The 23,091-nt window shown below is 65.6% G+C and carries 23 protein-coding genes; 9 read left to right on the top strand and 14 right to left on the bottom strand.

Going from position 1 to position 23,091, the window contains the following annotated elements; translation table 11 throughout:
* Window positions 1–22: 22 nt before the first annotated feature.
* From C2U70_RS06170 to C2U70_RS06155, 4 genes are read right to left on the bottom strand one after another with little or no spacing between them, the layout of a single operon-like run.
* Window positions 23–2,086 carry a hypothetical protein gene (locus tag C2U70_RS06170; protein WP_140977058.1) on the bottom strand — a complete coding sequence of 688 codons (2,064 nt, stop codon included), beginning with the start codon at window positions 2,084–2,086 and terminating at the stop codon, window positions 23–25.
* A gap of 7 nt (window positions 2,087–2,093) precedes the next feature.
* On the bottom strand, window positions 2,094–4,913 hold the full coding sequence (locus C2U70_RS06165; protein ID WP_140977056.1) for a DUF4159 domain-containing protein: 2,820 nt from the start codon (window positions 4,911–4,913) through the stop codon (window positions 2,094–2,096).
* Window positions 4,910–5,854: a DUF58 domain-containing protein gene (locus tag C2U70_RS06160; RefSeq protein ID WP_140977054.1), complete on the bottom strand. Its 945-nt coding sequence runs from the start codon at window positions 5,852–5,854 to the stop codon at window positions 4,910–4,912. The genes C2U70_RS06165 and C2U70_RS06160 overlap by 4 nt, the downstream gene beginning before the upstream one ends.
* The gene (locus tag C2U70_RS06155) at window positions 5,854–6,852 is read right to left on the bottom strand and encodes an AAA family ATPase (RefSeq protein ID WP_140977053.1); all 999 of its coding nucleotides are present in this window, start codon (window positions 6,850–6,852) and stop codon (window positions 5,854–5,856) included. The genes C2U70_RS06160 and C2U70_RS06155 overlap by 1 nt, the downstream gene beginning before the upstream one ends.
* Window positions 6,853–7,095: 243 nt before the next feature.
* On the opposite strand from C2U70_RS06155, the gene C2U70_RS06150 reads away from it, so the two are divergent.
* From C2U70_RS06150 to C2U70_RS06130, 5 genes are read left to right on the top strand one after another with little or no spacing between them, the layout of a single operon-like run.
* On the top strand, window positions 7,096–7,710 hold the full coding sequence (locus C2U70_RS06150) for a DUF1285 domain-containing protein (RefSeq protein WP_140977052.1): 615 nt from the start codon (window positions 7,096–7,098) through the stop codon (window positions 7,708–7,710).
* Window positions 7,707–8,381, top strand: coding sequence for a CoA pyrophosphatase (locus C2U70_RS06145; protein ID WP_140977050.1), 675 nt, complete (start codon window positions 7,707–7,709; stop codon window positions 8,379–8,381). The genes C2U70_RS06150 and C2U70_RS06145 overlap by 4 nt, the downstream gene beginning before the upstream one ends.
* The gene (locus tag C2U70_RS06140; protein WP_140977048.1) at window positions 8,378–8,641 is read left to right on the top strand and encodes a DUF6111 family protein; all 264 of its coding nucleotides are present in this window, start codon (window positions 8,378–8,380) and stop codon (window positions 8,639–8,641) included. Before C2U70_RS06145 ends, C2U70_RS06140 begins: the two co-directional genes overlap by 4 nt.
* Before the next feature lie 10 nt (window positions 8,642–8,651).
* Window positions 8,652–9,908: a CCA tRNA nucleotidyltransferase gene (locus C2U70_RS06135; protein ID WP_140977047.1), complete on the top strand. Its 1,257-nt coding sequence runs from the start codon at window positions 8,652–8,654 to the stop codon at window positions 9,906–9,908.
* On the top strand, window positions 9,905–10,672 hold the full coding sequence (locus C2U70_RS06130) for a sulfite exporter TauE/SafE family protein (RefSeq protein ID WP_140977045.1): 768 nt from the start codon (window positions 9,905–9,907) through the stop codon (window positions 10,670–10,672). Before C2U70_RS06135 ends, C2U70_RS06130 begins: the two co-directional genes overlap by 4 nt.
* Window positions 10,673–10,867: 195 nt before the next feature.
* Here the strand turns inward: C2U70_RS06130 and C2U70_RS06125 are convergent, their stop codons facing one another.
* On the bottom strand, window positions 10,868–12,304 hold the full coding sequence (locus C2U70_RS06125; RefSeq protein ID WP_140977043.1) for a caspase family protein: 1,437 nt from the start codon (window positions 12,302–12,304) through the stop codon (window positions 10,868–10,870).
* 176 nt (window positions 12,305–12,480) lie between these two features.
* On the opposite strand from C2U70_RS06125, the gene C2U70_RS33660 reads away from it, so the two are divergent.
* The gene (locus C2U70_RS33660) at window positions 12,481–12,672 is read left to right on the top strand and encodes a type II toxin-antitoxin system RelE/ParE family toxin (protein ID WP_433960664.1); all 192 of its coding nucleotides are present in this window, start codon (window positions 12,481–12,483) and stop codon (window positions 12,670–12,672) included.
* Between the two features lie 14 nt (window positions 12,673–12,686).
* The gene (locus C2U70_RS06115; protein WP_140977039.1) at window positions 12,687–12,995 is read left to right on the top strand and encodes a HigA family addiction module antitoxin; all 309 of its coding nucleotides are present in this window, start codon (window positions 12,687–12,689) and stop codon (window positions 12,993–12,995) included.
* A 31-nt stretch (window positions 12,996–13,026) separates the two neighbouring features.
* Here the strand turns inward: C2U70_RS06115 and C2U70_RS06110 are convergent, their stop codons facing one another.
* The 9 genes from C2U70_RS06110 to C2U70_RS06070 form a co-directional block, all read right to left on the bottom strand.
* The gene (locus C2U70_RS06110; RefSeq protein ID WP_140977038.1) at window positions 13,027–13,626 is read right to left on the bottom strand and encodes a GDYXXLXY domain-containing protein; all 600 of its coding nucleotides are present in this window, start codon (window positions 13,624–13,626) and stop codon (window positions 13,027–13,029) included.
* On the bottom strand, window positions 13,623–14,903 hold the full coding sequence (locus C2U70_RS06105) for a DUF2157 domain-containing protein (RefSeq protein ID WP_140977036.1): 1,281 nt from the start codon (window positions 14,901–14,903) through the stop codon (window positions 13,623–13,625). The genes C2U70_RS06110 and C2U70_RS06105 overlap by 4 nt, the downstream gene beginning before the upstream one ends.
* 178 nt (window positions 14,904–15,081) lie before the next feature.
* On the bottom strand, window positions 15,082–15,312 hold the full coding sequence (locus tag C2U70_RS06100; RefSeq protein ID WP_140977035.1) for a DUF2158 domain-containing protein: 231 nt from the start codon (window positions 15,310–15,312) through the stop codon (window positions 15,082–15,084).
* Window positions 15,313–15,402: 90 nt separating this feature from the next.
* The gene (locus C2U70_RS06095; RefSeq protein WP_140977033.1) at window positions 15,403–16,452 is read right to left on the bottom strand and encodes a hypothetical protein; all 1,050 of its coding nucleotides are present in this window, start codon (window positions 16,450–16,452) and stop codon (window positions 15,403–15,405) included.
* A gap of 375 nt (window positions 16,453–16,827) precedes the next feature.
* The gene (locus C2U70_RS06090) at window positions 16,828–17,571 is read right to left on the bottom strand and encodes an HAD family hydrolase (protein WP_140977032.1); all 744 of its coding nucleotides are present in this window, start codon (window positions 17,569–17,571) and stop codon (window positions 16,828–16,830) included.
* On the bottom strand, window positions 17,562–18,449 hold the full coding sequence (hemF, locus tag C2U70_RS06085; protein ID WP_186294090.1) for an oxygen-dependent coproporphyrinogen oxidase: 888 nt from the start codon (window positions 18,447–18,449) through the stop codon (window positions 17,562–17,564). The genes C2U70_RS06090 and hemF overlap by 10 nt, the downstream gene beginning before the upstream one ends.
* A gap of 116 nt (window positions 18,450–18,565) precedes the next feature.
* A complete protein-coding gene (locus tag C2U70_RS06080; RefSeq protein WP_140977028.1) occupies window positions 18,566–18,931 on the bottom strand; it encodes a 6-pyruvoyl trahydropterin synthase family protein in 366 nt (121 codons plus the stop codon).
* Between the two features lie 17 nt (window positions 18,932–18,948).
* A complete protein-coding gene (gene queE, locus C2U70_RS06075; RefSeq protein ID WP_140977026.1) occupies window positions 18,949–19,581 on the bottom strand; it encodes a 7-carboxy-7-deazaguanine synthase in 633 nt (210 codons plus the stop codon).
* Between the two features lie 18 nt (window positions 19,582–19,599).
* Complete coding sequence (locus tag C2U70_RS06070; RefSeq protein WP_140977024.1) at window positions 19,600–20,058, bottom strand: tRNA (cytidine(34)-2'-O)-methyltransferase; 459 nt, start codon at window positions 20,056–20,058, stop codon at window positions 19,600–19,602.
* 290 nt (window positions 20,059–20,348) lie between these two features.
* Between C2U70_RS06070 and petA the strand changes: the two genes are divergently transcribed.
* Both petA and fbcH read left to right on the top strand, forming a co-directional pair.
* Entirely contained in the window at window positions 20,349–20,879 is a 531-nt protein-coding gene (gene petA / locus C2U70_RS06065) for a ubiquinol-cytochrome c reductase iron-sulfur subunit (protein ID WP_140977022.1), read from the top strand.
* Between the two features lie 68 nt (window positions 20,880–20,947).
* Window positions 20,948–23,011, top strand: a complete 2,064-nt coding sequence (gene fbcH, locus C2U70_RS06060) for a cytochrome b/c1 (protein ID WP_140977021.1) — start codon at window positions 20,948–20,950, stop codon at window positions 23,009–23,011.
* The last annotated feature ends 80 nt before the right edge of the window (window positions 23,012–23,091 follow it).

The following is a 23,091-nucleotide window of genomic DNA, read 5'->3' as shown; positions in this document are numbered from 1 at the left end:
GTGTTCGGGCAACGGGGCGCATTTAGCGCCCCTCGCGCACCCAGGTCGCGGCGAACGCGCCGAGCAGCAGCAACAGTCCGATCAGGCCGGCGAAGATCGGCAGCACGCCGACGCCCTTCACCACGCTGGCATCGCGCATCCGCACCCCCATCCAGCCGTCGCCATGGAAGACGCTGGTGGAGCGCACCGGCACGATGCGGGGCAGGTCGACGCTGGAGCCGTCGACGACCCGCACCGCGTCGCCACCGGTCGCCTGCGTCAGCGGCCGCAGGGTTTCGACGGTGGAGGTCACTTCCGAAAATTCCTTCGGATTGGTCGGGCCGACATTGATCAGCGCCTTCAGCGTTCCGTCGGTCGCCTGCCACAGGCCGAGCTCGTTCGCAGGCAGGCTGGCGCGCCATTCGCCGGGCTCGCCCGCGTTCAGTGTCAGATCGTGCGTCACGCCCGACGGCGAGGTCACCGACACCGGCGGCACGCTGTCCGACATGGTCTGGCGCACCACCACGATGTCCTTGCCCTGCACCTGCAGGCGCAGCGCTTCCTCGTCCAGATCCGGCTGCTTCATCAGCCAGTGCGACATCCGCCGCAAGAGGTCGAGATGCGGGCCGCCGCCTTCATAGCCGCGCGCCCACAGCCAGATGTGGTCGGAGAGCAAGAGCGCCACGCGTCCCTCGCCGACGCGCGACAGGAACAGAAGCGGCTTGTTATCGGCGCCGGTCATCACGGGCGTGACGGTCGCATTGCGCGTATCGACGGTACGGAAGAAGCGGCTCCAGCGCGGCGGCTCGCTGGCGGAGCCTTCCAGCCCGCGCGTGACGGGATGGCGTTTGCCGGTGTCGGAGAGATGCGCATAGAACGGCTTTTCGGTGACGCCGACCGGCTCGGCCGGCAGCACCGAATCCAGCGGCGTGCGCCAGATGCTGGTGTTGGACGCGTAGTCGGGGCCGGCCGAGACCAGCACGGCGCCGCCCGCGCGCACATAGCGCGCCATGTTCTCGAAATAGGGGATCGGCAGCACGCCCTGGCGGGCGTAGCGATCGAAGATGATCAACTGGAAATCGTTGATCCGCTGCTGGAACAATTCGCGGGTCGGAAACGCGATCAGCGACAATTCGTTGATCGGCGTGCCGTCCTGCTTCTCCGGCGGACGCAGGATCGTGAAGTGCACGAGGTCGACGCTGGCATCCGACTTCAGGAGGTTGCGCCAGGTGCGTTCGCCCGAATGCGGTTCGCCCGAGACCAGCAGCACGCGCAGCCTGTCGCGCACGCCATCGATGGCGACGACGGCGCGGTTGTTGACCGGCGTCAGCTCCTTATCGAGGGGCGAAGCCTCGATCTCGACGATGTTGGGACCGGCATGCTTGATGTCGACGTCGACGCTCGAGGTCTGGCCGCTCGACAGATTGCGCTCGCTGATGACCTCGCCGTCGCGGCGGATCGTGACCTTGGCGCGCTCGCCGGTCACGCCCTGGTCGTCGAGCCGATAGGTGATGGTCTGGGCCTGGCCGACGATGCCGAAGCGGGGCGCCGCCGTGATCGCGATACGGCGGTCGCGTTCGTTCTTCTGCCCGGTGATCAGCGCATGCACCGGTGCCTGGAAGCCGATTCCGGCGGCGTTCGCCGGAATGTCGTGGACGCGGCCGTCGGTGATCAGGAACGCGCCGGCGACACGATCGACCGGGACGTCCGACAGCGCCGAGGCCAGCGCACCGAACAGCTTGGTGCCGTCGGTCTCGCCATCGGCTTGTCCTGCGTCGACGACGCGGACCTCGAGTCCCTTGATCTTCTTCAGGGTGTCGACGAGCGCTTCCTGCGCTTGCGCCGCCTCGCGGGTGCGGTTGCCGAAATTCTGGCTCGGGCTCTTGTCAACGACGATTGCGGCGACCGAGGTGAGGGGATCGCGGTCCTCGCGGGTGAAGGACGGGTTGGCGAGCGCGAGCAGGATCAGCGTCAGCGCGGCAACACGCACCGCCGCGCCGCGGGCGCGCGCCAGCAGCAGGATGACCGCCATGACGATGATCGCACCGAGCCCGATCCACAGGACGATCGAGGGGACAAGCGGCGTGAACGCGATGCCGTAATTCATGTCGCTCCTATTGCCCCAACCGCTCGATCAGCGCCGGTGCGTGCACCTGGTCCGCCTTGTAATTGCCGGTCAGCGTGTACATCACGATGTTGACGCCGGCGCGGAACGCGAATTCGCGCTGGCGCGGTTCGCTCGGGGTGAGCGGCAGCATCGGCTGGCCGTCGGGGCGGATCGCCCAGGCGCCGGCGAGGTCGTTGGAGGTGATGATGATCGGCGACACGCCGTCGCCGCCGCGCGCCGGGCGCTGCGCGCTCTCGTCGTCATCCTCGCGCGGCAGGGTCTCGACCCAGGTCTGGCCGGAGGTGAAGCGGCCGGGGAAGTCGCGCAGCAGATAGAACGTCTTGGTCAGCACGTGTTCGCGCGGCACCGGCTCGAGCTCGGGGACGTCGAGCGAGGACAGGATCTCGCGCAGCGACCGCATCGCCGGCGTCTGCGCCGCGCCGTTGTCGCCGGGCGGCGCCTCGATCGCGTCGCGGGTGTCGAAGATGACAGTGCCGCCCTGCTTCATATAGGCGTCGATCTTGTTGATGGCGTCCTGCGGCGGCTTTGGCGCGCCCGGCACGATCGGCCAGTAGATCAGCGGGAAGAAGGCGAGCTCGTCGCGCGCCGGATCGACGCCGACGGGATCGCCGGCCTCGAGCGCGGTGCGCTGCGCCAGGAATAGCGTCAGGCCGGCCATGCCGGCCTTCACGATCGAATCGACGTCGGCATTGCCGGTCACGACATAGGCGAGCCGGGTCTGAGACACCGCCTTCATGGCGAAATCGTCGGAGGCCGCGTCCGCGCGTGCCGGCGAGGGCGTGAAGGTCGTGGCGAACGCAAGACTGACCGCGAGCCCGATTGCGAGCACCGCGGGCGCGGCACGGCGGCGGATCAGGGCTGCGAGACCGCCGCCGAGCAGGGCGACAATGATCGCATCGATCAGGAACAGCATCAGCGCGGTCGACAGCAGCCAGCCGCGCAAGTCGCGCGGCTCGGCATTGGTGTAGGTGGCGTGACGGGCGCGCAGGCTTGCGGTGTTGAGCGGCGCGATGCGGTCGGCGGCCGCGAGCGTGTTCACCGCCAGCGGTCCTTCCGCCGGGCCATAGAAGCCGGGCGGATGCTCTGATGTGGCGCGGTCGCGATAATCAGCGGTCACCGGCTTGGCGGTCGCCGGCGGCGGACCGAAGGCGCCAAAGCCGTCGAGGATGTGCAGCGGCGCGACCGTCTCGGCGAAGGTTTCTCCGGCGACGCCCGCGCCCGGCTTCGAGGTGTATCCGGACATATCGACAATCCGCCTCAGCATTTCGACGAAGGTGCCGGACATCGGCAGATCGGACCAGCGCATATCGGCGCTGACATGGAACAGGCTGACCACGCCCTTGCCGCGATGCTCGCCGGTGACGAGCGGTGTGCCGTCTTCCAGCGAGGCCCAGCTCTTGGCCGCCAGAGCTGCGTTGGGCTCGGCCAGCACCTGCCGGCTCACGGTGACGTCTTTCGGCACGGGCACGCCGGCGAACGGACCGTCGGCCGTGAAGTTGGCGAGATGCTGCGGCTTCTCCCAGGTCAGACTGCCGCCGAGCGTACGGCCGCCCTTGCGCAGCTTGACCGGCACGAGGTCGTCCTCGGCCTGCGCGAGGCGCGGACCTGCGAAGCGCACCAGCACGCCGCCCTGGTCGACCCAGGCGTTGAGACGGTCGCGCACCTCAGGCGCCACGGTGCCGACATCGGCGAGGATGATCATCGGCAGCTTCTGGTCGAGAAATTGCGTGATGCCCTGCTGCGGCGAGCCCTTGTCCGCAAGACGGACATCGGCAAACGGCGCCAGCGCGCGGGTGAGGTAGAAGGTCGGCGCCAGCAGCGGCTGCGCGGTCTCGCTGGTCGCACCCGAGACGACGCCGATCGCGCGGCGGCGCCAGCGCTTGTCGAGCAGTTGCACGGCGCCTGCCGAACGCTCACCGGCGATTTCGAGCCGGGTGATGTCGTTGCGCAGTTCGACCGGGAGGTCGAAGGCAGCTTCGGTGTCCTTGTCCTGCGGGCCGAAGGTGTAGCGTGCTTCGCCGATCGGCGAGCCCTTCTGGTCCAGCGCGCGCACCGTGCCGGCGGTGATGCCGCTGTCGGTGCGCAGCACCTTCACCGTCATCTTCGCGGCGGCGTTCTCGGCAGCGACCAGCGCGAGCGGCGACGCGGTGCCGCCCTCGAACACCGTCAGGCCGCGATCTCCGATCGTCTTGCCGAGAGCCTGCACGAATTCCTCGCCGCGGCCGGTGTCGACACCGTCAGACAGCCAGGCGATCTCGCAATCGCCGGTTGCCTTGAGGAAACGTTCGATCGCGGTGAGAGTTTCAACGCGATCGACAGAATAGGCCTTTGGCGTGATCTGCCGCAGCGCAACGCGGGCGGCGCCCGCCGGCATCAGCGTGATGTCGCGGTTCGGCTCCGAGAGCGGCACCAGCGCGATGGCGCGGCGATCATTGTCGGCATTGGCGATCAGCTCGTCGGCGGCCTTGATCCTGGAGTCCCAGTTGGCGGCGGCGCTCCAGCCGTCGTCGAACATGATCATCAGCGGCGCCTTGCTGGAGGCAAGGCCCGTCTGCGGATTCCAGATCGGGCCGGCGGCCGCGAAGATCACCAATGCGGCGGCGAGCAGGCGCAGCAAGGTCAGCCACCACGGCGTGCGTGAGGGCGTCTCTTCCTTGGGCGCGATGTCGAACAAGAGCCTCGTCGGCGGAAACTCGATGCGGCGCGGCCGCGGCGGCATCACGCGCAACAGCCACCACAGCACCGGCAGGCTGACGAGCCCGATCAGGAGCAGCGGTTCGGTGAAGGCGAGCGGCAGGCCCATCATGCGGCAGGCCCCGCTTTGACGGTCATGGTGCGGGCACCCGACTTGCTCACCTGCATGCCGGCATGCAGGAACAGCAGCAGCTCGGCGGCCGAGCGGTCGGTCGCATGCGTCGTGAACAGCCAGTCGAGCTTGCCGGTCTCGGCGCGGATCTGGTCGCGATGCAATGCGAGCCGCGTGGTGTAATCCTGCGCCCAGCTCTCGGCGCGGCCGGCGGTGATCACGCCAAAACCCTCGGGCTCGACGAACTCGATGCGGCCGGAGTAAGGGAAGCTCTCTTCGGCGGGATCGACCACCTGGACCATCGTGCCATGCGCGCCCGATCCGGAGAGCCCTGCGAGCATGGTCTTGATCTCCGCGATCGGCGACCAGAAGTCCGACAGCACGATGATCTCGGCCAGCGCCGACGGCACGAAGGAGGGCGGCAGGCTCAGCCGGTCGGCATCGTCATGCAGCATCGCCTGCGCCATCTTGTCGATGACGCTGCGGCTCGCGGTCGGCGCCATCAGGCCGGGAATGCCGACGCGCTCGCCGCCCGAGACCAGCAGCTCGGCCAGCGCGAAGGCGACGATCAGCGTACGCTCGAGCTTGGACTCGCGCGCGGTCTTCGAGGCGAATGCCATCGAGGGGGAACGGTCGGGCCAGATCCAGACAGTGTGCGAGGCTTCCCATTCGAGCTCGCGGACATAGAGATGGTCGTCACGCGCCGAGCGCCGCCAGTCGACGTTCTGCGACGGCTCGCCCGAGACGAAGCGGCGGTATTGCCAGAAATTCTCGCCGGAGCCGGCGCGGCGCCGGCCGTGCAGGCCGTGGATGACGTTGGCGGCGATGCGGCGGGCTTCGAGCACCAGGCGCGGCAGCGAAGCGGCGAGCGTACGGCTTTCGCCATCGGCGCGTCGGATCGCGATGATCTCCTTCGCTGGGTGCCCGGTCTCCGCGGCCATCAACCGATCCGTGTCTTCAATTGCCGGATCACGTCCGGAATCGTGCGTCCTTCGGCGCGCGCCTGGAAGGTTAGCGCCATGCGATGCTTCAGCACGGGCTCGGCGAGGTCGAGCACGTCGTCGATCGACGGCGCCAGACGTCCGTCGAGCAGCGCACGGGCGCGCACCGCGAGCATCAGCGACTGGCTCGCGCGCGGGCCGGGGCCCCAGGCAATCAGCTTGCCGGTCTCGCCGGCATCGGGACCCGGACGCGCCGAGCGCACCAGCGACAGAATGGCCTCGACCACGGAATCGCCGACCGGCAGGCGGCGCACCAGCCGCTGCGCGCTGATCAGCGCATCCGCCGTCAATGATGCCTTTGCCAGTGTCTCCTCGGCGCCGGTGGTCTCGAACAGGATGCGGCGCTCGGCATCGCGATCGGGATAGTCGACGTCGATTTCCATCAGGAAGCGGTCGAGCTGGGCTTCGGGCAGCGGATAGGTGCCTTCCTGCTCCAGCGGGTTTTGTGTCGCCAGCACGTGGAACGGTTTTGGCAGATCGTGGCGGGCGCCGGCGACGGTGATGTGCTGCTCCTGCATCGCCTGCAACAGCGCCGATTGTGTGCGCGGGCTGGCGCGGTTGATCTCGTCCGCCATCAGGAGCTGCGCGAACACCGGACCGGAGATGAAGCGGAAGGAGCGTTTTCCCGCGGTGCTCTCGTCGAGCACTTCGGCGCCGAGAATGTCTGACGGCATCAAATCGGGTGTGAACTGGATGCGCTTGGCGTCGAGACCGAGCGTGACGCCGAGCGTTTCGACGAGTTTCGTCTTGGCGAGGCCGGGCACGCCGATCAGCAGCGCATGGCCGCCGGAGAGGATCGTCACCAGCGTGTTCTCGATCACGCGGTCCTGGCCGAAGATGACGGTCCCGATCGCGTCTTTCGCAGCGCGAATCTGGCCCGACACCTGTTCGGCCGAACGGACGATCACGTCTTCGAGTTTCTCGACACTTTCCGCCATCCGTCAGCTCCTTCGGCGCATCGCGCGGCCTGCTTCAGATCGTCATGTCATGGGCACCATGCTAAACTTGCAGGAAGGCCATGTATTCGTTGAATTAAGCTATCCCCACCTTATCGGCTTCGGGCTATGTACGGCATCACGAAGTGGCGAACTTCACACCGGGTGATACCGGGGTGGAACCGCTCGCCGATATGCAACGTAGACCTGCACCAATCGTGCCAAAACACAAAGTCAGGGCAAACCATGGCGAACCAAGGGCAGAGCACCAAACAGGGTCTTGAGGGGCTGACTGCTGCCGCCAACCAAGCTGTCGGAAGTACCACCGGCGCCAAAAAAGGCCTGCCTCCGGTGCATCTGTGGAATCCGCCGTTTTGCGGCGACCTCGACATCCGAATCGCAGCCGATGGTACATGGTTCTACATGGGCACGCCAATCGGCCGCCCGGCGCTGGTGCGGCTGTTCTCGACCATCTTGAAGCGGGAAGGGGACAAGCATTTCCTGGTCACGCCGGTGGAGAAGGTCGGCATCCGCGTCGACGACGCGCCCTTCATGGCGGTCGAGATGCAGAAGGAAAGCGAGGGCAACCGGCGCGTGCTGAGCTTCCGCACCAATGTCGATGATTGGGTGCGGTGCGACGGCGCGCACCGGCTCCGCTTCGAGCAGGCGGCCGACGGCGGGCTGACGCCCTATCTGCACGTGCGCTCTGACCTCTGGGCCAAGGTGACACGCGCGCTGTATTACGACCTTGTTGACATGGGCGAGGAGCGGATGGTCGATGGCCAGCCGATGTTCGGCGTCGAATCGGCCGGCGAGTTCTTCGCCATGGCCGATGCGGAGCAGGTGAGGGCGGCACTTTGAGCAAGCCGATTCTGAAGAACGGACCCGCCGCGCCGGTCGGCGCGACGGAGTTTTTCGACCGCTCGAAGGCGCGGCTCGGCTTCGACGTTCCGGCGGCGCTGTACGATCCGAACATCGTTCCGACGTCGGGCGATCCCGGCACCGACCGGATGCTGGAGATCATCGCGCGCGAGCAGCCGGTGCGGCCCGCTGCCGTGCTGATCCCGATCATCGACCGGCCCGAGCCGACCGTGCTGCTGACCCAGCGCGCCGCCCATCTCAACGATCACGCCGGCCAGATCGCGTTTCCCGGCGGCAAGATCGACGCCACCGACGCATCGCCTCAGGACGCCGCGCTGCGCGAGGCCGAGGAAGAGGTCGGGCTGTCGCGCCACTTCGTCGAGCCGATCGGCTATCTCGATCTCTACGGCACCGGTTTTGGCTTCCGCATCCTGCCGACGGTCGCCAGGGTCAAGCCGGGTTTTGAGCTGACCATCAACCATTCCGAGGTTGATGACGCCTTCGAGGTGCCGCTATCCTTCCTGATGAACCCGGCGAACCACCAGGTGCACAGCAAGGAGTTTCGCGGCATGGAGCGCTCCTACTACGCGATGCCGTTCGCCGAGCGCTACATCTGGGGCGCGACCGCCGGAATCCTGCGTGTGCTGTATGAGCGGATCTATTTGTCATGATCCGGCCAGCCCTGACCGAGATCGGAATCTTCCTCATTCCCTTCGCGGTCTATGCGCTGTTTCTGGTCGCAAGCCGGTCGGGCGTGTTCGTGCAATCGTCGTGGACGGTCACGGTCGTCGCGCGCCTCGCGCTGATGGCGCTGGTTCTGGTGATTGCGAGCCTGATCGGGCTCGCGCATTTCACCGGTGCGCCGCCGGATTCGACCTACGTTCCCGCTCATATCGAGAACGGCAGGCTCGTGCCGGGCGTCGAGAAGTAAGGGCTGATGCATGAGCGCTGAAAGCCTGCTTGCCGATGCGCCCTGGCTGACCGCTGGCGGCACCGCGCGTGTCCTGCAGCTCCTCAACACCGACGGCGAGGAAGCCCGCGTGGTTGGCGGCGCGGTGCGCAACGCGCTGTTGAAGCTGCCGCCGGGCGATATGGACATCGCGACGACAGCCTTGCCCGAGGAAGTGATGAGGCGCGCCAAAAGCGCCGGCATCAAGAGCGTGCCAACCGGCATCGACCACGGCACCATCACGCTGGTCATCGACGGCCACCCCTATGAGGTGACGACGCTGCGCGAGGACACCGAGACCTTCGGCCGCAAGGCCACGGTCGCGTTCGGCCGCGACTGGGTGCGGGATGCCGAGCGGCGCGACTTCACCATGAACGGGCTCTCGGTCGACGCGACAGGCGTCGTGCACGACTATGTCGGGGGCCTCGCCGACGTCGCCGCCCGCCGCGTGCGCTTCATCGGCGATCCCGACCAGCGCATTGCCGAGGACTACTTACGCATCCTGCGCTTCTTTCGCATCCATGCCGCCTTCGGTGAAGGCGAGCCCGATCGTGACGGCTATCTCGCCTGCATCCGCGGCCGCGCAGGCCTTGCGAGCCTCTCGGCCGAGCGGGTGCGGATGGAGATGCTGAAGCTGCTGGTCGCAAACGGCGCTGCCGCCGCGGCACTTGCGATGGCCGACAGCGGATTGCTGCAGGCGTTGATCGGCGGCGTTGCCTATACCGGGCCGCTTGCGACCATAGTCGCGATCGAGCGCGAGCTCGGCGTGAAAGCCGACGCGACGCGGCGCCTGGCGGCCTTGACGGTCGCGGTCACCGAGGATGCCAAGCGCGTTGCGACGCGGCTGCGGCTCTCCAATGCCGAAGCCAAGGCGCTGGATTCGATGGGCCATCGCTGGTGGCGCTTCGAGAGCAAGGACGACGCCAGTGCGCGGCGTCTCGTCTATCGGCTCGGTCCCGAGCGCTATCACGATCGCGTGTTGCTGGCCTGGGCAAGGCTCGGCGGCGATGTGACGTCACAGCGCTGGCGCGAGCTCGCCGAATTGCCGCAACGCTGGACTGCGCCAAAATTCCCGCTGAAGGCCGCTGACTTCATCGCGCGCGGCATGGCGGAGGGACCGGCGCTCGGACATGTGTTGACGCTGGCCGAGGACGCTTGGCTCGCGGCGGATTTTCCACTAGATGAGGCCGCGCTCGCTGCCATCGCCGATCAGGCCGTGGCCCGCGTCAGTCGCGACCGGAGACATTGACCATCGTTTCAGGCTTCGCCGATATCTCGCTGCTTCAGCTCCTGCTGGTCGCGTCGATGGCGTTGTTTGCTTCCGTTATCGGCGGTCTCGCCGGCTACGGCACCGGCGCCCTGATGCCGCTGGTGCTGGTGCCGCTGGTCGGCGCCGAGCCCGTGGTGCCGATCATCGCAATATCAGCGATCTTCACCAACTCCAGCCGTGCCGTTGCCTATCTCAAATATTTCGACCGCCGCCGCGCGCTGATCGTGCTGGCCTGCGCGGCCTTGACGACGGCGCTCGGCGCCTATGGCTACACTCGGCTCACCAATGCCGGCGCCGCGCTCGTGATCGGCGCGATGCTGATCCTGAGCGTGCCGCTGCGCCGCGTGCTGCGCCGTCGCTCGTTAAAGATCGGCGACACCGGCCTTGCCGCGGGCTCCGTCGGCTACGGCGTGCTGGTCGGCGGCACCTCAGGCTCCGGCGTGATCCTGCTCTCGCTCTTGATGGCGTCGGGCCTCGAAGGCGCGGCCGTGATCGCGACGGATGCGATGATCTCGCTCGGCACCGGCCTGATCAAGATTTCCGTCTTCGGCCTCGCGGGTGCCGTGACCGCGCAAGTGCTGGCCTTCGCGCTCCTGATCGGCGGCATCGCGATCCCCGGCGCCTTCCTCGCAAAAGCCTTCGTCGAGCGGATGCCGGTGCACATCCACACCGCGATCCTGGATGCTGCCGTCATCACCGGCGGGCTGGTGATGATCTCGGCTGCGGTGAAGCAGTTGGCCTGAGATTGCGGTGTATAGGCACTCATGTGCAGCGGAGTCTTCCCTGGGGCGTGTCCTCGCAAGTGTCAGCTTCTGAGGACAAAGCGGAAGTCGCCCCGCTTGGCCTTTATTGACGGCTCATGACCCGAAGCGGACTTGGGGCAGTGCCGGCTGAGGTACCTGCTGACCCAAGCGTAGTTGAGGCTCACTGCTTCCTGTTCACATCTCGGGCACGAAACGCAGGGCCCGGATGTGAGGAAACACATTTGCGCGTTCCAGCCGAATGCGGTTGTCGCCCCCCCTGAGGTCGTAAGACCCTTGTGCGCGGAAAGTCTGGTTTGCTTCCGACCAGCCGCCCGTTGTCTCGTTGAGTGCGTCGGTGCGGACGATCCTGCCGTTGATGATGATCTTGACCGGGCGCGCCTCCATCGCCGCAAACTCGATGTCGAGCCGGTAGCGCCCGGCGGCCGGCGCCGAAAAGACCCATTCGGCAGCATTCGGCCTCGTTCCGTAAGGTGGTGCGTTGTGCAAAACGTTCGCGCCATACTGGCTGGCGAGACCGCCGCCAATCTCGATGTTGCGGCTTCGCTTCAGATCAACCGAACTCGCAGACAGCAGGATCGGCTGGGTCTCCGTCGTGCGTTCCGCCGGAGATCCGGGTGTCGTCAGCGCCGCCTTTCTCTCCCCCGCCAGTCCCGCGATGCGCTCGCGCGCCAGGGGCGCAAACAGGCTTTCCGGATACTCCTTCAGAAAACGATGAAACACCGCCGCGTCGCTGGACTCGCGAATTGCATTCCAGACGCCAAGTTCGACCGTGCGCGTGTCAGAAACGGGAGCAGACGACTGGGACGGACCTGTCTGCGGGGCAACTGTCACTGTGCCTTCGATCTTGAACGAGAACCGACCCGTCAGCGACGATGAATCCCATGGCACCTGCTTGCCGTTGGTCTCCTGTATCACCGCGTTGCGCACCTCGATCATCAGGTCGGAGAGAGACAGGCCCGGTTTGTCCATGTTGGCCAGAAACGCCCCCGTGAAAGGACTGTTGCGGCCGGCCCCGTCCTGCGCGACGTTGTCGGGCTGTGTCGCGAAGGCGATGAACGTGCCGGACGCGGTTTGAATGCGGTTCAGGCCTCGCCCGAGCGCCGAAGACGATCGCGTGCCGAGCGTTCGCGACAGATCCTTCGCAAAGGGATTGTCGCGGCAGGCGTCGAGAAGCACGATATTGACCCGGCTGCCGCGCGTGAGCTGCTGCATGACCAGCGGAACGGGGATCAGCGCGATCTCGAGTTCTGCTTCGTATTCCACCTTCGCGTCGGTTGGCACAAGATAGTTCTGACCGTTCACTTGAAGGCCGTGGCCGGCATAGAAGAACAGCGCGACGTCCGCGCCTTCCGCGGCACGACCGAAGCTGGCAAGCGTGTTCAGAAATTGGTTGCGGTCGAGGTCGAGCCCCGGAACCACATCGAAGCCCATCGCCTTGAGGCGCGTGATCATGTCGCTGGCGTCATTGCGCGGATTCGGGAGCCGTGGGACGTTCATATAACCGGAATTCCCGACCACCAGCGCGACCCTGCGTTCAGCAACAGCGGGATGCGGCAGCATCAACGTGATCCAGAAAGCGATGGCGGTGCAAAATTTCGAGTTGAAATGCATGGTTCCGTGCCCCCTGTCGTTAGGACAGAATCCCGCTTTCTGCTTCGATGCCTTGATCCAGATTAAGGCATCGGCCTTCCGGTCGAAAATCGCCGGGTTGAATGGGCTGCGTAGCTCTCCTCAGGCATAAGTCACACGATCGGATCGGGTGCGCCGTTTTCGATCTAAGAGCAGCCGTGTCAGTACGTCTGGTGTTGGCCCAAGGCGGCCCCTGCGCTGATCTCATGGCGCCGCCGGGCAACCGGCTGGAAGCCTTGCGAGGGGATCTCGCTGGCAAGCATTCGATCCGGATCAACGACCGGTGGCGGATCGTATTCCTGTGGAGCGATCAGGGACCGGACGAGGTCGAGATTGTGGATTATCATTGAGAGGACGCGCGGCCATGGCCAAGAAACTTCCCCCTGTTCACCCCGGAGAGGTCCTGCGCGAGGAATTTTTGGGCCCGCTCAACCTCTCGGCCTACGCGGTGGCGCGTGCCGTTGGCGTGCCGCTCACGAGAATTGAGCGGTTGGCCAATGAGCAAACCCCCGTGACCGCTGACACCGCACTCCGGCTTGGCAGATATTTCGGCACCTCGGCCGCGTTCTGGATGGGCATCCAGACACAGTATGATCTCGAGCGAGCCGAGGACGAACTGGGTGCTGCGTTCCGTAAGATCGCGCCGGCGCGTGACGCTAAGCCGGCGGCGTGATCGATTGCCAACCTAAATACGACCATCGTTCTCAGAACCACGGCTCCTCATACACCGCCTGGCCATCAAGCAGCAGCCGCTTGATGGCGGCGCGGCCGGACGGCGTGACCGCGGCAATGATGGTCAGCTTGCGCTCGTTGCGCGCCTGCTCGAGTTTCAATCCCTCACCCTGAGGGACGAAATAGCGCTCCAGATTGTAGTTGATCCGCAGTTTTGCGCAGAATCGGGGAGCGGCCGGGCCGCAATTTGCGCCTGAGGTGATGCGGCCACGGATCAACACCTCGGGGCTCGTCACCGGAACGGCGTCCGCGTGCACCGAGACCGCCTGGTAGAGCCCGTTGCTGTCAGGCGTCAGTTTGACGAACACGGTCGGCGTGCGGCTTTGGGCGGGCTGACCTGTCAGCGCGCCGGCGGGCACCTCCGAGATGTCATAGCCGAGACGGACATAGTCGCCGCGAAAGATGTCCCGGGGATCGACGGGGCGCGTCTGCAGCGCGACCTCGGCGCCGTCGCGCAAAATCTGCACCCGGTCGATGATCATCACGGCCAAAAGCGCGAACTGAATTATAGCGACGGCTGCGAACAGGGCGACTTTTGGGATGCGCTGCAGGAAACTGCCGATCTCGGTCATGTCTCGCTCCTCGGCAGCAGGCGGTTGAGCGCCGCCGCCATCGCGATCGCAACGACACCTGCGGCTGCGAGAAAGGCGGAGCGGCGCAGCAGCGAGCCCTTGACGGCCCAGGTGATGCCGGCAATCGCGCCGGCGATGCCGAGCCAGCCGGCGACCGTCCGCGCGCGGCTGCCATCGAACATGCCTGACACGACGAGGCAAAGCATGGCGCCGAGCACCACGGCATAGCCAGGCCAAGGCTCACCTAATGGCTCGCCCAAGGTGCGCAACGGCCACACGATTGCCGCGACCAGCATCAGCGCCATCGCGGCGCCGGCAAAAGCCGCACCAGCCTGTCGCCGCAGCGCGCCGACGGCGAAGGCTGCGATCGTCGCGGCGACGCCGCAGGCGATGGTCCATGCCGGCTGGAGGCTGGCATCCGACCCAGGCCGGAGCATGTCGTTGGCAACGATTACCTCCATGGCGGCGACGCCGGCGAGCAGGAACGCGCCGTAGTTCGCCAAAACGCCGCCGGCATCACGCGCCCGCTGCCACGGCGTTGCGGTCAGCGCCATCCCGCCGCCCAGCAGCAAGGCAGCGCCGTTGGCAAGGATGAAGAACGGCGCGAGGTCGAACAGGATCACCTGGGTTGCCGTCGCAATCCACCATGGCAGCGCCGCCAGCGCGACGAGATGTGCGGCGACGCGGGAATTCCAGATCAGGGCAAGGGCGCCTGCAGCGAGCCAGAACACGACGAACGGAAGGTGCGGGCCGTCCTGGATCTCGGCGATGCGGAGACAAGTCCAGATGCTCGCCGCGGCAAGCGCCACCGCAAGCGCACCGCGCGAGCCGGTCAGCGCGGCCGCGCCGAGCGCACCCACCGCCCACAACAGCATGCCGCCGGCAAAATCGTCGCCGAGGTGATACATCTGGCCGACCAGCGCGATACCGGCCCCGAAAATGACCGCGCCGACGCTGGCGCAGAGGTCGGCAAGGATCGGCCGTTCGGTGCGGGCGAACCATGCCCCGAGCCCGTTGGATGCAACGATGCCGGCACTGAGGATTCCCATCCGCGACAGCCGCGCGATCTCCATCCAGTGCGCGGCGACGAAGGCCAGGAACGCCGCCGCGATCAGAAGGCCGCCGACGATGCCGATCACCACGGGAATGTTGAGGCCGGGAGTTGCAGGCGGAAGGGCGCCGCGTATCGCGGCCACAGTCGCGGGCGCGATCACGCCACGGGCTTCCCATTGCGCCAGATCAGCTTCGAGGCGCTGCCGGTAGACACGATCAAACATGGTCGGTTCGCCGGCTCCCGTTGGCGCAGAATCAATCCAGTCCTTATCGGTTGCGCCGGAACTGCCGCAGGTTCAACAGGATGGCCTGCGGCCGGACGGTATTCAAAGAAAATCGCGGCCCGACCTGAGGTCCTGGGCCGCGATCGCGATGCGGTGTAAAGCGGGGGGAGGGTGGACGTCAGTCCTTGTCGTCTTCCTCGTCCTCTTCCTCCTCCTCGTCTTCATCCTCGTCCTCGTCGTCCTCTTCCTCGTCGGGGTGCTCGAGGACGGCGAGCGGCAGCGTCTCGCGGTAGAGCTGGCCTTCCATCCCCATCCAGAGGCAGAGTACGTCGTCCTCCTTCACATCAACGACGGTCAGCGGCTGTCCGCCCGACTTCAGCATGACGACGTCACCGGCTTTCAATTCCATGGCTGGTCCTCCTGTCTTGATCGACGAGGCGAGAGGCTAGCAAGCGGTCATGACACGCCGATCACGGCACGGGCGTGCTGTGGATTGCGTTCAGTTCCGCTCGTCCACCGCCGTGCGTATCGGCATGCACTGATTGCTGAAAACCCCGATCGCATCGCGCACCACGGGCACGTGGCAGAAGAAGCCGGAGGGGCGGTAGCGGACCCGGATCCGTTCCAGCTGCGACATGGTCAGCGTCATGAAGGCATTGAGCCGCGTGCCCTGGTGCTCGAGGCTCCGCCGCAGATGGCGTTCCTGCTTGAGAAACTCCTGCTTGGCATCGTCGCTGACGTCGTTCTTCGAGGCCCAGATGCGCGCGGTGCGCAGGCGCGTGTGCATGTTTTCGAAACAATAATGCAGCGTCAGCAAATGGTGCTTGGCGCTCCACCAGTTGATGATGACGATGCCTTTGGCCGGCTTGATCGCGCCGCTGCCGGGAGTACGTGCGCACATGTCGACATAGGTTTTTTGCTCGATCACTTCGGGTGCGCAGAGTTTTTCGTCGGCCGGCCCGTGCTTCGAACCGTCGTAGATCGCGCCCTCGAAGCTCGGCAGGCTCGCCGGCGCATCGCAGTCGAAATCGTAGTCGTTCAGCAGCGTCTCGGTCAGTGGGTCCTGATTGAGCGTGCGCGGTGCCGCCGGATCGCGGGTCGGGTCGCTCGGCCAGTCGATGTAGATCTCGGCTTCGCGGGCGAACACGGCGCTGCTCTGCCGCAAGGCGGTCCGCGCCTTGATGTAATCCGGGAACAGATCGTTCGCGGCCTTGGTGTCCATCTGCTTGGCGCCGAGGTCGAGGCGATCGTTCAACGCGCCCGCGAAATCCGCCAGCATGATCTCCTGCTGCATCTGCACTTCGGCAAAGGCGTTGGAGATCTCGACGAAGGTTTTGGTCGCGGTGGTCATGTCGGCCTTGGCCTGCTCGCCGACCTTCTCCTCGTAGGAGTTGAGGTAGTTGAAATAGCCGCCGAAGAAGCCGGTGAGCAGGGTGACGATGGTCAGCCCTTTGGTGACAGTCAGCCGGCTGTCCCAGGCCTGAACCTTCTGCAGCACGCCCGGCGGCTCGGCTGGCGGCTGCGGTGTCCTCTGGAGGTCCTGCTGCATTGCTGCCTCACGGTCCCCCCGCCCGGCAGCAAGCCTACCGCAATCCTGGATTGCGGTCTGTGGGAAATTTCACTGGTTCGCGAGGAGGGGCGTTACGACGCAGCTCACCCGATCGCGCTGGTGCACGGGGCTGCGGCATTTTGCGAAATTCTTGGCGGGAGAGGACGAAAGTGGCGCCGTTTCGACGGGTTTTTGCAGCTCAATTCCGCAGGTTGCGATCATAGCAATATACACCTGATTTGCCCGACGGGTCAAACTCATTTTCGAAAAATCCGTAAAGCCCGCCCGCCCTGCCGGCTACTGTGCATGGGGTTGTTTTCGACGCTATTATCGGACGATGGCGGGGCCGCGAGCCGAAACCGGTCTCGTCGGGCGTTATGCAGCCGGCACCAGCTCGGTCAGCGAGCGGATGATGCGGTCAGGCTTGATGGTCGAGCCCTCGGGCAGGCCCTCGCCATGGACGTCGATCCAGATCGCGTAGATGCCGAGCCGCTGCGGCGTCACGACCTCCCATTCCAGATTGTCGCCGATCATCCAGGTGTCCCGCGCGCTGACACCGAGCGCCTCCATGGCGTGCAGATAGGCGCGCTCCTCGGGCTTGCCAAAACCGTGCTCGCCCTCGATCTGGATGTGGTCGAAGCGATGGGTCAGCTCGAAGCGCTCGACTTTGGCGCGCTGCATGTCGGCGGCGCCATTGGTCACCAGCGCGAGCTTGATGCCCATCTCCTTGAACTTGTCGATCGCCTCATGCGCGCCGGGGAAGACGAACATCTCCTCCTCGCGATAGGCGGTGAAGCGGTCGGCGAGGCGCACCGCGAGATCGTCCGACAGGGCGCGGTGACCGGCCGCGGCGAGCGCTGCAAAGCCGCCCTTCACCGTCAGGTGCCGCGCTTCGCCGAGCTTCATCCGCCATGAGGCGTCCGCATTGGCCCAGAAGTTTCGCGCGAAGGCGAGCACGGCGGTTGCGACCTGCTCCGGCGGCAGCGGTGCAAGCTCGTCAGCAAATTCGTTGGTGATCGTGTTCCAGGCAATCTCCGGACGGCCATAGGCCGACAGGATGGTGTCATCCATGTCGATCAGCATGGCGCGCGGCAGCGGCGGCAGTTTGGTCATGGCCATTTCACCTCCGGCGGCAGCGACGACAGGATCGAATCCACATTGCCGCCGGTCTTGAGCCCGAAGATCGTGCCGCGGTCGTAGAGCAGGTTGAACTCGACATAGCGTCCGCGGCGGACCAACTGCTCCTCGCGATCCGCTTGCGTCCACGACGTCGCAAAATTGCGCCGCACCAGCTCGGGATAGATCTTCAGGAAAGCGCGGCCGACGTCCTGGGTGAAGGCGAGGTCGGCGTCCCAGTCGCCGCTGTCATGCCAGTCGTAGAAGATGCCGCCGATGCCGCGCGCCTCTTTCCGGTGCGGCAGGTAGAAATACTCATCGCACCACTTCTTGTATTTGTCGTAGTCGGCGACGCCATTGGGGCCGCTGCAGGCCTCCTTCATTGCGGCGTGGAAGGCGACCGTGTCGGCATCCTCCTGCGTGCGGCGGCGGTCGAGCACCGGCGTCAGGTCGGCGCCGCCGCCGAACCAGGCTTTTGTGGTGACCACGAAGCGCGTGTTCATGTGCACGGCTGGCACGTGCGGATTGCGCATATGCGCGATCAGCGAGATGCCGGAGGCCCAGAACCTGGGATCGTCGGCCGCGCCCGGGATCTGCGCGCGAAACTCCGGCGCGAATTCGCCATGCACGGTCGAGCAGTGCACGCCGACCTTCTCGAACAGACGTCCATGCATCATCGACATCACGCCGCCGCCGCCCGCTGCGCCGCTGTGGTCGGTGCGATTCCAGGGCGTGCGTTCGAAGCGGCCGGTTTGTCCGGGATAGAGCGTGGTCGGAGCATCGTCCTCGAGCCGCTCGAAACTCGCGCAGATGTCGTCGCGCAAGCGCTCGAACCAGCTTCGCGCGCGCGTCTTGCGATCTTCTATTGTTGAGGCGTCCATATTCAATTCCAAAGCAGATCTCGTAGGGTGGGCAAAGGCGCCCTTCGCCGTGCCCACCAACCTTCATCGTCGCACTTGATGGTGGGCACGCTACGCTTTGCCCACCCTACGAAGTTTTACCCCTGTGGACCGAAATAGGCGCAACTCTCGTTGCAACTGTCGCGGTGAATGGAGACGCGGGTGAGCCCGCCGACGTGATGGAGTCGCTCCCAGACGAAGCGCGACAGGTTTTCCAAAGTCGGAATGCCGAGCGCCTCGATCTTGTTGAGCAGCTTGTGGTCGAGCGTCAGGCGCACGTCCTCGATCGCGCGCTGCACGAGGCCGAGATCGACCACCATGCCGGTTTTTGGATCGGGCGTGCCGCGCAGCGTCACCTCGGCGCGAAACGAATGGCCGTGGATCTCCTCGCTGGCGGCGCCGAAGGTCGTGCCGGACAGCGCGTGCGCTGCCTCGAAGCGAAACGATTTCGTCAATTCCCACATCGCGTCGTCAACCGGTCCTATCTTATTCCGAGCGTCTTGTGTGTCTGCACGCTGAGCCGCCATTGCGGATGGCGCAGGCAGTAGTCGATGGCACGCACCGTGTTCTCGGCTACGTCAGGCCCGTCCATCGGTTGCAGCGAGAAGCGCTCGAAGGCGAGGGCCTCGAAGGCTTCGGGCAGGGCGAGCGCCTGCGGATACACCAGCTTCAGCTCGTGTCCCTGCCGCAGAATGAGCTCGCTTCCGCCCTTGGGGCTGACACAGATCCAGTCGAGCCCGTCGGGCGGCATCATGGTGCCGTTGGTCTCGACCCCGATCTCGAAGCCAGCCGCGTGTAGCGCATCGACGAGGGGCCCGTCCACCTGCAACAGCGGCTCGCCGCCGGTCAAAACCACATAGCGCTGATCGTCCGCCCCCTGCCATTGCGCGGCGATGGTGCGGGCAAGCTCGTCGGCCGTGCCATAGCGGCCGCCGAGCGTGCCGTCGGTGCCGACGAAATCGGTGTCGCAGAACTGGCAGACCGCGTCGGCGCGATCCGCCTCGCGGCCGCTCCAGAGATTGCAGCCGGCAAAGCGGCAGAACACCGATGCACGCCCGGCATGGGCGCCTTCGCCCTGAAGGGTCAGGAAGATCTCCTTGACCGCGTAGCTCACGACCTTCTCCTCAAAATCTTAGACCGGCGGGTTCCGGACCTGCCGCAGCGCTTCGCCCGCGGCCATTGCGGCGGCCATCGCCACATTGAGCGAGCGCAGCCCCGGCTTGATCGGGATCACCAGCCGCGCATCGGCGGCCGCGACCACCTCGTCGGTGACGCCGGCGCTCTCGCGTCCGAGCAGCAGGATGTCCGACGGTTGGTAGCTAAAATCAAGATAATTGGTCGCGCCCTTGGTGGTGAAAAGCAGCAGCCGATGCCCTTGCTCGGTGCGCCAGGCCTGGAACTTCGACCAGGAGTCGTGGCGGGTGATGCTGACCTGGTCGAGATAGTCCATTCCCGCACGACGGAAATGCCGATCCGACACCGGAAAACCCGCGGGCTCGATGATGTGGGCCGCCATATCCAGGCATGCGCACAGCCTGAGAATCGTACCGGTGTTCTGGGGGATGTCGGGCTGGAAGAGAGCGATCTGCATGGGGGTCCGGCAGGGGGTGTGATGGCGGTTGGCGCGGCCAAAAATGTCTCAATAAAACATCGCAGGCCGCGGAATTCGTGCATTGCACGCTTCCGCGCCGATAGCGGGCTTGCGCTCGCCCGGCAAGGGTGCCAATAGAACGATTCTGGACTGCGGTTTTCGCCCAATTGGCGCGGAGAAGCATCGTTCTGCCGCCGCGGGGGGCCGCGGGCGCCGGCAGCCTGTTCTGGGGACCTTTGGGCGCCCCCTGGGGCGGTTCCACCGGTCGCACAAATGAAAGGGTTGGAATCGTGACGACAGCGTCTTCGGCGGACCATCCGACACGCCGTGATTTCCTTTTTGTTGCAACCGGGGCTGCTGCCGCAGTGGGGGGCGCAGCAACTCTCTGGCCGTTCATTTCGCAGATGAACCCGGATGCTTCGACGATTGCGGCCGGTGCGCCGATCGAGGTCGACCTGGCGCCGATCGCCGAGGGCCAGGACGTCAAGGTCTTCTGGCGCGGCAAGCCGATCTACATCAGCCACCGGACCAAGAAGCAGGTCGAAGCGGCTCGTTCCGTCAACGTGGCGAGCCTGCCCGATCCGCAGTCCGACGAGGCCCGCACCAAATCGGGCCATGAGCAGTGGCTGGTCGTGATCGGCATCTGCACCCATCTCGGCTGCATCCCGATCGCCCATGAAGGCAGCTACGACGGCTTCTTCTGCCCCTGCCACGGCTCGGTGTACGACACGTCCGGCCGTATCCGTCAGGGGCCCGCACCCGCGAACCTGCCGGTGCCGCCGTACACATTCGTTTCCGACACAAAAATCCAGATCGGCTGAGGCACGGGAACGCCTTCGTTTCCGGCCTTTGAACCCGTCGCGTCGCTTTATTTCCTCAGGATCGCATCATGAGCGGACCCTCCGACTACCAGCCGAGCAATCCAGCCCTGAAGTGGCTCGAGCGGCGCCTGCCCATCCTCGGGCTCATGCACTCGTCGTTCGTGGTCTATCCCACGCCGCGTAACCTGAACTACTGGTGGACCTTCGGCGCCATCCTGTCCTTCATGCTCGGCGTGCAGATCCTGACCGGCGTGATCCTGGCGATGCACTACACGCCGTATGCCGATCTCGCCTTCAAGTCGGTCGAGCTGATCGTGCGCGACGTGAACTACGGCTGGCTGCTGCGCAACATGCACGCGGTCGGCGCGTCGATGTTCTTCTTCGCCGTCTACGTCCACATGTTCCGCGGCCTTTACTACGGGTCGTACAAGGAGCCGCGCGAGGTGCTGTGGATCCTCGGCGTCATCATCTATCTCCTGATGATGGCGACCGGCTTCATGGGCTACGTGCTGCCGTGGGGCCAGATGAGCTTCTGGGGCGCCACCGTCATCACCAATCTGTTCTCCGCCATTCCCTATGTCGGCGAGAGCATCGTGACGCTGCTCTGGGGCGGCTATTCGGTCGGCAACCCGACCCTCAACCGCTTCTTCTCGCTGCATTACCTGCTGCCGTTCGTGATCGCGGGCGTCGTCGTGCTGCACGTCTGGGCGCTGCATGTCGCCGGCCAGAACAATCCCGACGGCGTCGAACCCAAGACCGAGAAGGACACCGTGCCGTTCACGCCGCACGCGACGATCAAGGACTTCTTCGGCGTGTCCTGCTTCCTGCTGCTCTACGCCTGGTTCATCTTCTACATGCCGAACTATCTCGGCGATGCCGACAATTACATCCCGGCCAACCCCGGCGTGACCCCGCCGCACATCGTGCCGGAATGGTACTACCTGCCGTTCTACGCGATCCTGCGTTCGATCCCGAACAAGCTCGCCGGCGTCATCGGCATGTTCTCGGCGATCATCGTGCTGGTGTTCCTGCCCTGGCTCGACAGCGCAAAAACCCGCTCGTCGAAGTATCGCCCGCTCGCCAAGCAGTTCTTCTGGATCTTCGTCGTGGTCTGCATCCTGCTCGGCTATCTCGGCGCGCAGCCGCCGGAGGGCATCTACGTCATCGCCGGCCGCATCCTGACGGTCTGCTACTTCGCCTACTTCCTCATCGTGCTGCCGCTGCTCGCCCGTATCGAGACGCCGCGCCCGGTGCCGAACTCGATCTCGGAGGCCGTGCTGGCGAAGTCCGGCAAGGCCGTCGCCTCGATCGCGGTCGCGCTGATCGCTGCCGGTGCGCTGTTCCTCGGCTCGGTCGACACCGCGCGCGCCAGCGAGGGTGGCGACAACCCGCCCGGCCAGAAGTGGTCGTTCTCGGGCCCGTTCGGCAAGTACGATCGCGGCGCACTTCAGCGCGGCCTGAAGGTCTACAAGGAAGTCTGCTCGAGCTGCCATGGCCTGTCCTACATCGCCTTCCGCAACCTCGCGGAGGCCGGCGGTCCCGGCTATTCGGTGGCGCAGGCGGCAGCTTTCGCATCCGAGTACAAGATCAAGGACGGACCGAACGATGCCGGCGACATGTTCGAGCGCCCGGGCCGTCCGGCTGACTACTTCCCCTCGCCATTCCCCAACGAGCAGGCGGCTCGTGCGGCGAACGGCGGTGCGGCGCCGCCGGACCTGTCGCTGATCACCAAGGCGCGCAGCTACAAGCGCGGCTTCCCCTGGTTCATCTTCGACGTCTTCACGCAGTACCAGGAGCAGGGCCCCGACTATGTCGCCGCCGTGCTGCAGGGCTACGAGGACAAGGCGCCGGCCGGCGTGACCATCCCGGAGGGCTCGTACTTCAACAAGTACTTCCCGGGCCATGCCATCAAGATGCCGAAGCCGCTCTCCGACGGCCAGGTGACCTTTGACGATGGCTCGCCGGCCACGGTCGCGCAGTACGCCAAGGACGTCACCACCTTCCTGATGTGGACCGCAGAGCCGCACATGGAAGCCCGCAAGCAGCTCGGCTTCCAGGTGTTCATCTTCCTGATCGTGTTCGCAGGCCTGATGTACTTCACCAAGAAAAAGGTCTGGGCCGACGCTCACTGATCGGCAAACGGTAGCCAACAAACGAAAAGCCCCCGCAAGGGGGCTTTTTTGTTGCCCTCGCGTCCCGGACGCGCGAAGCG

Source organism: Bradyrhizobium guangdongense (assembly GCF_006483445.1).
Lineage (GTDB): Bacteria > Pseudomonadota > Alphaproteobacteria > Rhizobiales > Xanthobacteraceae > Bradyrhizobium > Bradyrhizobium guangdongense_A.
This window is presented reverse-complemented; position numbering and strand designations above follow the sequence as displayed.